Annotated in this window: 11 protein-coding genes; 10 read left to right on the top strand and 1 reads right to left on the bottom strand. The window is 31.1% G+C overall.

Translation table 11 applies throughout. The annotated features are described in order from the left end of the window. Positions 1-13 precede the first annotated feature (13 nt). The 9 genes from B5X49_RS02510 to obgE all read left to right on the top strand — a co-directional run bounded on the left by B5X49_RS02510 (position 14) and on the right by obgE (position 8288). Positions 14-952 carry a DUF697 domain-containing protein gene (locus tag B5X49_RS02510; protein ID WP_159444480.1) on the top strand — a complete coding sequence of 313 codons (939 nt, stop codon included), beginning with the start codon at positions 14-16 and terminating at the stop codon, positions 950-952. Between the two features lie 128 nt (positions 953-1080). Further along, on the top strand, positions 1081-2178 hold the full coding sequence (locus B5X49_RS02505) for a BMP family lipoprotein (RefSeq protein ID WP_045749599.1): 1098 nt from the start codon (positions 1081-1083) through the stop codon (positions 2176-2178). 67 nt (positions 2179-2245) lie between these two features. After that, positions 2246-3787, top strand: coding sequence for an ABC transporter ATP-binding protein (locus B5X49_RS02500; protein WP_045749598.1), 1542 nt, complete (start codon positions 2246-2248; stop codon positions 3785-3787). Continuing rightward, positions 3784-4899, top strand: coding sequence for an ABC transporter permease (locus B5X49_RS02495; RefSeq protein WP_045749597.1), 1116 nt, complete (start codon positions 3784-3786; stop codon positions 4897-4899). Before B5X49_RS02500 ends, B5X49_RS02495 begins: the two co-directional genes overlap by 4 nt. Further along, a complete protein-coding gene (locus tag B5X49_RS02490) occupies positions 4892-5869 on the top strand; it encodes an ABC transporter permease (RefSeq protein WP_045749596.1) in 978 nt (325 codons plus the stop codon). Before B5X49_RS02495 ends, B5X49_RS02490 begins: the two co-directional genes overlap by 8 nt. A 201-nt stretch (positions 5870-6070) precedes the next feature. Then, on the top strand, positions 6071-6370 hold the full coding sequence (rplU, locus tag B5X49_RS02485) for a 50S ribosomal protein L21 (RefSeq protein WP_045749595.1): 300 nt from the start codon (positions 6071-6073) through the stop codon (positions 6368-6370). Next, positions 6370-6684, top strand: a complete 315-nt coding sequence (locus tag B5X49_RS02480; RefSeq protein WP_045749594.1) for a ribosomal-processing cysteine protease Prp — start codon at positions 6370-6372, stop codon at positions 6682-6684. Before rplU ends, B5X49_RS02480 begins: the two co-directional genes overlap by 1 nt. A gap of 1 nt (position 6685) precedes the next feature. Then, on the top strand, positions 6686-6964 hold the full coding sequence (gene rpmA / locus B5X49_RS02475) for a 50S ribosomal protein L27 (protein WP_045749593.1): 279 nt from the start codon (positions 6686-6688) through the stop codon (positions 6962-6964). A 70-nt stretch (positions 6965-7034) separates the two neighbouring features. Continuing rightward, positions 7035-8288: a GTPase ObgE gene (gene obgE / locus B5X49_RS02470; protein ID WP_045750067.1), complete on the top strand. Its 1254-nt coding sequence runs from the start codon at positions 7035-7037 to the stop codon at positions 8286-8288. Positions 8289-8339: 51 nt separating this feature from the next. Here the strand turns inward: obgE and B5X49_RS02465 are convergent, their stop codons facing one another. Beyond that, positions 8340-11894: a hypothetical protein gene (locus B5X49_RS02465; protein ID WP_045749592.1), complete on the bottom strand. Its 3555-nt coding sequence runs from the start codon at positions 11892-11894 to the stop codon at positions 8340-8342. Positions 11895-11981: 87 nt separating this feature from the next. Between B5X49_RS02465 and ruvA the strand changes: the two genes are divergently transcribed. Beyond that, entirely contained in the window at positions 11982-12542 is a 561-nt protein-coding gene (ruvA, locus tag B5X49_RS02460; protein WP_045749591.1) for a Holliday junction branch migration protein RuvA, read from the top strand. The last annotated feature ends 2 nt before the right edge of the window (positions 12543-12544 follow it).

The following is a 12544-nucleotide window of genomic DNA, read 5'->3' as shown; positions in this document are numbered from 1 at the left end:
GAAGTGAATGACTATGAAAAGAGATTCATCTAAGGGTTTATGGTATTTAGTAGGAATAGGTGTATTAATTGTTATACTGATGATGATTACCGCATCTGTTATTCAGGTAGGAGAACAATTAAAATCGATTCATGAATATGCACCTTATGTATTTTATGGATTGGTAGCGATATTGGTATATGTCTTATTAATTAGACCGATTGTTATTATTCTTTTTTCACCTTCATTTTCTATAGATACAACACTTGATAAAAACCCAAAAAGAGAATATGGTGTTTTTAAAAGAGTTGCTAAAAGATTATTAGAACAAGAGGATCTTCCAGATTCCATTAAAGAAAACATTAAAAAGTCATACAGTAATCCAAGTGCTTTAAGAGATGCACTTCAAAATGCATATACACATCACATTAAAAAGAAGATGAATAAAATCATTAGAGAACATGCAAAAACCGTTATGGTATCAACAGCAATATCTCAAAATGGTCGTCTAGATTTTATTACGGTTATTGTAGTTAATATCAAAATGATTAAAGAACTTGTCTTAGTATGTGGGTTTAGACCAAGTTTTAAGAATTTAGCGAAGTTAGTTATCAATGTCTTTATAACAGCATTAATTGCTGAAGGATTAGAAAATATCAATATTGGAGACATATTACCGCAGTCTACGATGAACATGTTAGGCGAAATTCCTTTAATTAAGCCAATCATGTCATCTGTTCTTGAAGGTGTATCCAATGCGTTATTAACACTTAGAATTGGTATTGTAACCCGTAAATATTTATTTGATGATTCAAAAGAATTAACAAAAGAAAAGATTCGTTTCGGTGCTTTAATCGAAGCAGCACAGCATCTACCTATCGTTATAGCAGATGGACTTTTCTTATTTCCAAAAAGTGTGATGAATATCTTTAAACCTAAAAAAACCAAGATCGAAGAGATTGACGGTAATTAAAAATATCATGTTCGATTTTACAAAGCAAATTCTAAATTAGAGTTTTCACTTCTTGATAATCGTGTAAAATTGTGGTAAATTAATATTAGTATATTAATAAATAATATGCTAGGAGGAGATTTAAATACATGAAAAAAATATTAGCACTCTTAATCTTAAGTGTGTTTTCACTTGTGCTTGTAGCATGTGGTGAACAAACGACTGAGTGGAACATCGTTATGTTAACTGACGTTGGAACCATTACAGACAAATCATTTAACCAAGGTACTTGGGAAGGTGTTAAAGCTTTTGCAGAAGATAATGATATTACACACTCATACTTCAGACCAAATGCCGCTACACATGCTAGCTATTTAGAATCAATCGATATGGTTGTTGCTAATGGTGCAAATGTTGTTGTAACACCAGGCTTCTTATTTGAAACAGCTATTTATGAAGCACAATCTAGATACCCTGATGTATATTTCATCTTAATCGATGGAGAACCTCATACACCAGATTATTCTACATTCCGTACAGATGACAATGTTGTTAATATTTTATTCCAAGAAGAGCAATCAGGTTTCTTAGCTGGTTATGCTGCTGTTGCTGATGGATTTACAAATTTAGGATATATGGGTGGTATGGAAGTACCAGCTGTTCAAAAATTTGGTATCGGTTATGTTGCTGGTGCTTATTATGCTGCAAATGCATTATCTAAGACAATCACTTTTGATGCTTCAAGATATGAATATCTAGGTGACTTTGATAACAAACCAGAACATACAACTAAAGCTGCATCTTGGTATAATGCAGGTGTTGAATTGATCTTCGTTGCTGCTGGTGGTGCTGGTAATGCTGTAATGGCTGCTGCTGAAGCAACTTCAGGCAAATTTGTAATTGGTGTTGACGTTGACCAAGCTGGTGAATCTGATACAGTTATTTCTTCAGCAATGAAAGAATTGGCAATTGCAGTTCGTCAAGAATTACAAGCTTTAATCGATGGTAATTGGAATGGTGGACAAACACTACGTAAGAGTGCTGCAAATGACTCAGTAGGTTTACCAACTGCTCAAGCATCATGGAGATTTAGAACATTTACACAAGCACAATACGAAACAGTATTAGGCAAAGTTAAAGATGGTACAATTACTGTTCCTCAAACAAAAGCTGAATTAACTGCATTCTTAGCGGCTAATGGCAACCCAAGTGCTGCTGCATTAGTTAATAAAACAGTTACTGAATAATACAAAAACACTTTGAACTAGGGGATGATATTTTTATCATCCCCTATTTTAAAAGAAAAGGTGCACGATGGAAAAATATACTTTAGAAATGATTGGCATCACTAAGAAGTTTGGTCAACTTGTTGCAAACAACGACATTACACTCAAACTTCAAAAAGGTGAAATTCACGCTATTTTAGGTGAAAATGGTGCTGGAAAATCAACATTAATGTCTATTTTATTTGGTTTGTATCAAGCAGATGCAGGTGAAATAAAGATTAATGGTGAAGTTGTACATATAAAAAATCCAAATGACGCAAATAATTATCATATTGGTATGGTACATCAACATTTTAAACTGGTCGATACATTTACAGTATTGGAAAACATTATTTTAGGCAAGGAAACAGTGAGTAAGTCTAATTTTTTAGACTACGATACACCTAGAAAACAAATTGAGGCACTGTCTAAAAAATACAATTTGAATGTTCCACTTGATGCATATATTAAAGATTTAAATGTTGGTATTCAACAAAAAGTTGAAATTTTAAAGATGCTTTATAGAGATTCAGATATTCTTATATTTGATGAACCAACATCAGTTTTAACACCACAAGAGATTGATGGATTATTTCAAATTATTAGAAACTTTGCTAAAGAAGGTAAAACAATTGTCATTATTACCCATAAGTTAAACGAAATTAAGGCAATTGCAGAAAGATGTAGTGTACTTAGACGTGGTAAGCTTATTGGGACCGTACTGATCAAAGATACAACAATTGAACAATTATCATCAATGATGGTGGGAAGAAATGTTAACTTCCACGTCAATAAAGAAAAACAAAATGTCGGTGAAACCGTACTTGAGGTTAAGAATTTAACGTACTTTAATAAAGATAAAACAAAAAAGATTTTAGATGAAGTAGCGTTTGAAGTTAAGGCAGGAGAGATTGTTGCGATTGCAGGGGTTGAAGGTAATGGGCAGTCTGAACTTGTTTCCTTAATAACTGGTCTTTCATTAGTTGAGGATAAACAATCCAAAATTATTCTCAATGGACAAGACATTACAAAAGAATCTATTCGAAAAAGAATTAAATTAGGTATGTCACATATTCCAGAAGATCGACAAAAACATGGTCTTATTTTAGATTATAAATTAGGTGAAAATCTAATTTCAAATACCTATATGGAAGAAATGTTTCAAAAATATGGCTATTTACTCGATGATAAGATTGTAAAACACGGTGAAGAACTTGTTAATTCATATGATATTAGAAGTGCAGCAGGCATTAAGAGTAAAGCTAGAGATATGTCGGGTGGTAATCAGCAAAAAGCAATTATTGCAAGAGAGACTACAAAAAAACATAACTTATTAATTGCATCTCAACCTACACGTGGTTTAGATGTAGGTGCCATTGAGTATGTGCATCAAGTACTTGTCAAAGAAAGAAACAATGGCCAAGCAGTATTAGTCGTATCTTATGAACTGGATGAAGTTATTGATATATCCGATAGAATCTTAGTTATTCGTGAAGGAAAAATTGTTTATAATGTCAAACAAGAAGATACCACAATAGAAGAATTAGGTCTATATATGTTGTTTGACCAAGAACAAGGTACAAAAATATGATTAAAACAATTGGACTAAAACTTAAAGATTACTTTACGAGTGTTCGTTTTTACACAACATTTGGAACCATTATAATTTCTATATTGATAGGATTTATGATTATGGTGATGGTCAAACCTGAATCTGCATTTAGAGGTATATACTCACTTCTATTCAGTAACTTTAGAAGTCTTCAGTATATTGGTAACGTATTATTTGATGCGGGTCCATTAATACTTGTGGGTTTAGGTGTAGGGTTTGCTTTTAAAACAGGTTTATTTAACATTGGAGCATCAGGTCAGTTTATGATAGGTGGTTTAGCAACATTATATGCAGCACATGCACTAAACCTACCTCCTGGTATACATTTTATTGTAGCAATGATTATCGGTATGCTTTTTGCAGCATTATATGCATCCATACCAGGTATGTTAAAAGCATTCTTTAATGTAAATGAAGTCATTACTTCAATTATGCTTAATTATATTGCAGCATTTTCTTGTTATATTTTAATTCCTATGACAGGGTTTTATGATGTAGGGATAACTGCAATATCTACACAGTTTGGTAGTGCAGCAATACCTCAACTAGGTATGAATTTGATTTTCCCAAATTCATATATTGATATTGGGATTATTATTGCTATTTTAGTTGCAGTATTCTTACAATTTTTACTAAATAAAACAACATTAGGTTTTGAATTAAAAGCAGTAGGTCTTTCTAAAGAAGCAAGTAAATATGCAGGTATTAAGATCAAACAAAGTATTATTACCTCAATGGTCATTTCAGGTGCACTTATTGGTATGGCATCTGCACTGAATTACTTGCCATTAAATCCAGATTATTTTAGATACCAAACATTGGTAGATCCAATCGGATTTAAAGGTATTTCTGTTGCTTTAATGGGAGGGTCAAACCCAATCGGTATTATTTTCTCAGGCATATTTATTAGTTTTATTGAAAAAGGTTCGTTGACTATGCAGCTTTTTGGATACAATAAAGAAATTGCATCCATTATTACATCCGCTATTATTTATATGATTGCAATATCTGCATTTGTTGGACAAATGATTGACCAATCTATCAAAAATAAGAAATCACAAGCAAAGAAATTAGGTGATCCAAATGTATGATAGTATATTAAGATATTTAAGTTTAGTCGTTATTGTTGCTATACCGTTGATTGTAACTGCATTAGGTGGCATGTTTACAGAGCGTGGTGGTGTTACAAATATCGCTTTAGACGGGTTGATGATCATCGGTGGATTCGTAGGTCTATTGGTTGCAAACGCACTTAAAACAGGCGATTTAGTGACTAATTTAGTTGTTTATATGGTGGCTTTATGTATTGCTGGATTGGTGGGTATCCTCTTTTCGATGATACATGCATTTGCATCAATAAAAATGAAAGCTGACCAAACGATATCTGCAACGGCAATCAACACATTAACACCTGCACTTGCGTTATTCTTAACTCAAAGTTTAGTTTTAGGTGAATCTCAAGGGTCTGATAAATTACCTGTTTTTGCACCTGAATTTAGAATTAGACATATACCATTCTTATCAGATATTCCAATCATTGGCGACTTATTCTTTAAAAATGTTCAACCAGGTCTTTATGTTGGAATTATTGCAATCATCATTGCATCATTAGTCATTTTCAAGACAAGATTTGGACTAAGACTTACTGCAACAGGTGAAAATCCACATGCTGCTGATGCTGCGGGTATATCTATTTATAAAATGAGATATCTAGGAGTAGGTATCTCAGGATTCTTAGCAGGTATTGGTGGATTTATCTTAGTTATGACATTTAATGAATTTTCAGGTGATGTATCTGGATATGGATTCTTAGCTATTGCTGTATTAATATTTGGTAATTGGAATCCAATCAAAATTATGGGAGCAGCACTATTATTTTCAAGTTTATTAACATTGGGTAACGGTGTCGCATTCTTCCCGTTTTTAGAAAATTTAGGAGTTCCTTCAGCATTTTGGAGTATGGTTCCATACATTGCAACCATCATCGTATTGATCTTTACTTCTAAGCGTTCTAGAGCACCTAAAGCCTTAGGTATTGCATACGATAAAGGTCAAAGATAATAAAAATCATCGGTAATTCTCATAAAATAAGTAAAAAATAATAAAATCTAAAAAAACCTGGTTAAAACAGATTATTAACTTGACAAAATGCACGAAATCATATAAAATGATACTCGCGTTGTACCACGTAGAAAAGGTCAAAAATGTCTCCTGACTACCTTCATAGTGTGTCTTCAAATAAAAAAATAAGGAGGAAACAGCATGTTTGCAATTATCAAAACAGGCGGTAAACAAGTAAAAGTAACTGAAGGACAAGAAATCTATGTTGAAAAACTAGAAGTTGAACCAGGTGAAACTTATGAATTTACTGAAGTTCTTGCAATCGACTCAAAAATTGGACAACCATTCATCTCTGGTGCTAAAGTTGTTGCAGAAGTCGTAAAACAAGGTAAACAAAGAAAGATTATTGTTTTTAAATATAAGAGACGTAAGAATCTTAGAAGAAAACAAGGTCACAGACAACCATACACTAAATTGGTTGTTAAATCTATTATCGGCTAATGATTCAATACAGATTTCATAAAGATAATGGTACAATCCAAAATGTTCATGTCGAAGGACACGCACTCTTTGGAGCACATGGAACAGACATCGTTTGTTCAGCAGTATCAACTGCATTAATCATGACGGCTAATGCAATTGAAATTCTAGGCTTTAAAAAACAATTTAAAGTCAAGATTGAAAGTGGATTCTTCGAATTAAATGTGATCAAATCTAATGATACCATCGAAGGGTTACTCAAAAATTTAGAATACACAATGAATGAGTTAGAAACTCAATATAAAACTTACATTAAAAACCAAAAGGAGGGATAACATGCTAAAGATTAATATTCAGTTATTCGCATCTAAAAAAGGGGTTGGATCGACTAGAAATGGTCGTGACTCTAGATCACAACGTTTAGGACAAAAATTATCTGATGGACAATTCGCTTCAGCAGGTTCAATCATCTATCGCCAAAGAGGAACTAAAATTCATCCAGGCAATAATGTTGGACGTGGTGGAGACGATACGTTATTTGCTAAAGTATCAGGAACTGTAAAATATGAGCGTAAAGGTAAAGACCGTACGCAAGTATCAGTTTACGAAGCTTAATTTAAAGGGTAATTGATAATTACCCTTTTTTCTTGTAAAATAGTTGCTATTAGGAGTGATAGATATGAGTATATTTGTAGATGAGGTCACAGTAGAAGTTACTGGTGGCAGAGGCGGTAATGGTAAAGTTGCTTTTAGAAGAGAAGCCCATGTAGAATTTGGAGGTCCTTCTGGAGGTAATGGTGGTCACGGTGGTAATGTATATTTTATTGGTGATGAGGGTAAAAATACACTCATCGATTTAAAATATAACAGACACATTCGTGCCAAAGATGGTACACATGGTCAAATCAAAGGTATGCATGGTGCAAATGCACCTCATACGTATATTAGAGTTCCATTAGGTACCATCGTATATGATGATAAAAATCAATTGATTGGCGAAATTCTTTATCATGGTGAAGCACTTTTAATTGCTAAAGGTGGTAAAGGTGGACGTGGAAATATTTCATTTGCATCCAATAAAAACCAAGCACCTGACTTTGCGGAACAAGGTGATTTAGGTCAAAAGTTTGTTGCAAAAGTTGAACTACAAGTCTTAGCTGACGTAGGTCTTTTAGGTTACCCATCTGTTGGTAAATCTACACTAATTTCTGTTATTTCTAATGCTAAAGCCAAAATTGCTGCATATCACTTTACAACATTAAGTCCACAACTTGGAATGGTTAGAGTTCAAGATGATGAGTTTGTTGTGGCGGATTTACCAGGTTTAATTGAGTTTGCTCATTTAGGCGTTGGACTTGGAATCCAGTTTTTAAAACACGTTGAAAGATGTCGTGTATTACTCCATATATTATCGATGGAAAGTGATAATCCATTCGATGATTATCAAAAAATCAATAAAGAACTTGAATTATATGATGAAGCATTAAAAGATCGTAAACAAATTGTTGTTGCCAATAAAATGGATGTTGAAGGCGCTAAAGAAAAAGTTGATGCTTTAAGAAAAGAACTTAAAGATGTTAAAATCTTTGAAATTTCAGCGTTATCCAAGGAAGGATTAGAAGAACTCAAACACGAAATTGTTAACGTGTTAAAAGAGATTCCTAAACTTAAACCTAAAGAATCAACACGCGTTTATACATTCAGTGAGGAAAAGGATTCACCGTTCATTATTAAAAAGGCAGATGATGGTGTCTTTGAGTTAAGCGGTGAGAAACTATTCCAACTCTTCAATAGAATTGATGTCAATAATGAATCAGCAATTAAACGATTCTCAAGACAATTAAGAGAATTAGGCATTGATGATGCATTAAAAGAAGCTGGTATTCAAAACGGAGAAATTGTACGTATATTCTCTTATGAGTTTGAATATTTAGAGTAATCATATTAAAAAGGTACACCTAAATGTTAGGTGTACCTTTTCATTTATAAACTATAGTTTAAGTGTTCTTGATTTAAATGCAAAGCTCTTTTTAGCATCAAGTAATTCTTTTTGATAAAGTTTCTTTTCATGCATTTCAACTTTTAAACCAAATTGTTCATACTCTTTTTGGTTTTCATCCATTAAGATTGTTTTTTGTTTGGTTGTTTGTTCTAAGTCCAGATGGATTTGTTGTATACGCTTTTCAAAATGTGCTTGTTTTTTGTTTAAGTTCTCTTTATACTCAGTAATTTTATTTTGGTAAAATTCAGTGAGTTTAACTTCATTTTGATTAAATTTCGTATGTAGTAATCCATTTTTAGACTGAGTTGAATCCTCTAGTTGTTTTAAGTTTTTATCTTTTATAGTTTTTGCTTCAACAAGTTTAGACATATTTTTATTCAATAGGTCTTGTACTTTTTGATAAGCTTTATCATAATCCACTTTAAATTGAGCAATAACAGAACTTAGGTTTGCATCTATAAGCTTAGATTCATTCTCTAGATTTCTTTCATTGTTCATAATGTAGCTTTCCGTTTGAACCATGGATTCTTTAAGCTGCTGAATGGTATGGAATCTATCTTTATGAAGGGCATCTTTTAAGGCTTTAAATGAAATAGATTTTTCATTTGAGGCATCAATTATGATTTCTTGATACTTTTTCTTAACTTGGTTTATGGTTTGTTCTGATTGAATCATCTTTTTTTGAATCTCAAGTTCTTTTTGTTCAAAATCTTTATAATAGTTTGTTTTTAAAGACTCTTGATCGGAAATAAGTTGATTAATCAATCGAACACTCACCTTTAATAACTCTTGATATAATACATTACTCTTAAGTTCAAAGTAGGTTTCAATTTTATCATAACCTTTTTGATATTCTTTCATGATATTATCTGTTAGATATATAGGTTGATTGAGTTTTTGAGTTATAAAATCTACCTTTTGTTCATATGTCTTAAATAACTGAGTCAGTTTACTTAATATACGTTGATATATCGACATTTGATTCAAATAAACATTTGCTTCAATTTGATATTTTTTGCTTAAGTTCTTTTTACTTTGTTCAAATTGAGTATAGAGTTTTTGTTTGGTTTGTTCAATTTTGTCGATCGCTTTTTGGTTTTTTAGAATTTCTGTTTCAATATTGGAAACTTCACTTTCTAAATCATTCATTTGTTTAGATAGAAGTTCTTTATTAAGTTTATAGTTCTTATTACCTTGATCGTCTCTGTTATCTAAAATATTAATTTCAGATTGTTTTTTATCAATGTTATTATTAAGAAGTTTGATTTGATATTCATATTTTTCAATGACACTGACATAATTTTCAATGGATAATTCTAGACTATCTAACTTATGATTAAGTTCATTATTGAGAAAATCCACTTTAGTATTCATTCTTAAATTCATCAAGTCATTGATTTTAGTCTCGTGATATTGATGCAAATCAATTAAGAATTCATCCTTAGACTGTTCTTGTATGAAACTTAGGTTCTTAAATATATCAAGACTTAACTGAATGAATAACTTGATATCTTCAGGATGTGCAGGTAATTGATATAAATTCATAAGTTGTAGCATGAAATGATGATGAATATTATAAATTACATAGATTTGGTTAAACAAGAAGTGAATTCTTGATTGAACAATATCTAAATCCTTATAAAGTATTTCAGAATCAAGTGTAATATATTCTAGATGCTCATTTAAATTTGATTTAAATTCCTCAAGTGAACGAGATAGGTTAATCTTTTCTATTTCGATTTGAGTAAGAGATTCAATTTGTTCAGAATATACACGTTCTTTCTTCATTAAGAAGTCAATTTCTGAATTGATCTCTAAAATAGATTCTAAAGTATCTAGTTCCAGTGATAATGCTTGACGTTCAAAAGCGTAAATGGATAAATCTTTTTTAGATAACTGTGTTTTTACTTTTAGATCTCTTATGACGTTTTCTTTATCAATGTTTAATTGATGTGTCATTTGGGTCACATTCAATTGATAATCATAATATAACTTTAAGGATTCCAACAGTGTTTCTTGTTCTAAAATAAATGATTCTAATTCAAATGCGATTAAATCCTCTTGATGTTGGTAGTAATTAAGATGATAATTCGTATCGTTACTTAAAAGATTGATATCTCTTTCTGAAATAGAATTCGCAACACTTAATTTTAATTCTAGTGGAGCAATTTTAGATAGATATACCAACTCGATTTTTTCAAGTTCAAAATCATGAGCATACTTAAGCGATTTTTGTTTGAACTCTATTTGTTTTTGATGATAGAGATGTTCTTGGTCGTTTTTAAAATTCAGTAACTTTTGATTGATAATCATCAGTTTACCTTCAATACGCCATTTCATTTGTTTTTCTAATAATGCAATTTCCAAATCATAAAGCTTTTGATATTGTTCTTTATTTTTTTGAATGGTTGCTCGATTGGTACGATGAATTTGCTTATTAAGTTCATTATCTTGACTACGTAAATATTTATTTTTGTTTCTGTTTAAATCTTTTTTATCATCCTCTGTTGAAAGCAGACTAAAATCAGCTTTATATTGAGTTAAATATTCATGGCGGTCGAGTTGGATTGTTTCTCTGAATGCTGTAAGCTTAGAATTATAAAGTGTGATTGCTTCAGCTGTTTCTTTGATGATTTGTTCTTTTTTTGCTGAATATTCTTGATTCATTTCATCCATTTGCTTTTTATGAACTAAGAACTTTTGATGGTAACTATCTTCAATCTCTTTTTTAGTAAGTTCATATTTTTGATTAAACTCATATTTTTCATCATCAATTGGAATGAGTGCTTTTTTATAAGTATCTTTAGCTTTTTTAATAAACTCATCTTTTTCTTTTTTGAGTAAGTCAACATGTTGATTAAACTGAATGGATTCAAGATGATAATCATTTTTTATGGATAAGTATTTCTTATCTGACTGATCTCTGTAAGTATTTTTAAGAAGATTCATCTGTTCTAGTCTTAAAGCTACTTCAGCCTTTTTAGAATTCATACTTTCATGTGTGGTTAAAACATTTTCATCATAACTCTTTTTTATTTCTATTAGAAGAGATTGATGATTTTCCTCAATTTGCTTCAGTTGATGATCACTATGCTTTTTAATTTCTGCAATTAAACGCTCAATCTCAGAGATTTCTTTAGCTTTTGCTGTTTGGATTTCTCTTTTAAGTTCACCTTGTTTTAATTCTAATTCTTTAATAGAATCTTTATGTTTAGCAATAATAATACTCGTTTCTTTTTCAATCTCTTTTAAATCATTAGTTTGCTTTGAATCAAGTTGAAGGCGCTTATTTTTAACCTCATCTTTATGATGTTCGAGATTTTTTTGTAGCATCAAAATTTTTTGATTGAATGTTGATTTGAGTAAATCGTGACTGTCAAGTGTGTTTTTTAAGATAGATTCATGTGACTTTTTAAAGCCTAAAAACTCTCCTTTAATATTGGAAAGTAATTCTTTTAATGGATGTGTGATGTCTTTATACTTCTTATCTTTTTTCGCTAGTTCATCCAGTTTTAAGTTGGCATCTTTAATGAATTCAAACACTTCATTCACCTACCTAATTTATTATATCATAATAAAGGGTTCAAAAAATGTTATAATATTTTAGAATACTAATTATAGGTGATTGCTATGTACGGATATATTAAAGGAATCGTTAAGAAAATTACACCTCAACATATTATTGTTGATAATCATGGAATAGGATACTTAGTCATAAGTCCAACACCGTATCAGTACCGTTTAGAAGAAGAGGTACAATTATCTACATATCTTCATGTAAGAGAAGATATTTTTCAATTATATGGTTTTAAAGATGATCAAACGTTAGAACTATTCTTAAAATTATTAAGTGTTTCAGGTATTGGACCAAAGAGTGCTTTAAGTATAGTAGCATATGATGAACCCAATAAAATTATTTTGGCAATTGAAGAAAGTGATGCAAAATACTTAACCAAGTTCCCTGGTATTGGGATGAAATCTGCTCAACAAATTATATTGGATTTAAAAGGTAAATTAGTTTCAGATGATTTAGATTTAGAACTGATTAGTGATGCATCCAAGGATGTATCTTTAGCGCTTGAGGCGTTAGGATATAATAGAAAAGAAATTGCTAAAGCATTAAAGCATATCAACACCGATCAAAGTGTTGACCAAGCTTTAAAAGAAGCGTTAGCTTATATGTTGAAATAGAG

The sequence above is a fragment of the Acholeplasma oculi genome (assembly GCF_900166985.1).
In the GTDB taxonomy this organism is placed as follows: Bacteria; Bacillota_I; Bacilli_A; order Acholeplasmatales; family Acholeplasmataceae; genus Acholeplasma; species Acholeplasma oculi.
The sequence above is the reverse complement of the archived record's forward strand: the minus strand, read 5'-3'. Positions and strand labels throughout refer to the sequence as shown.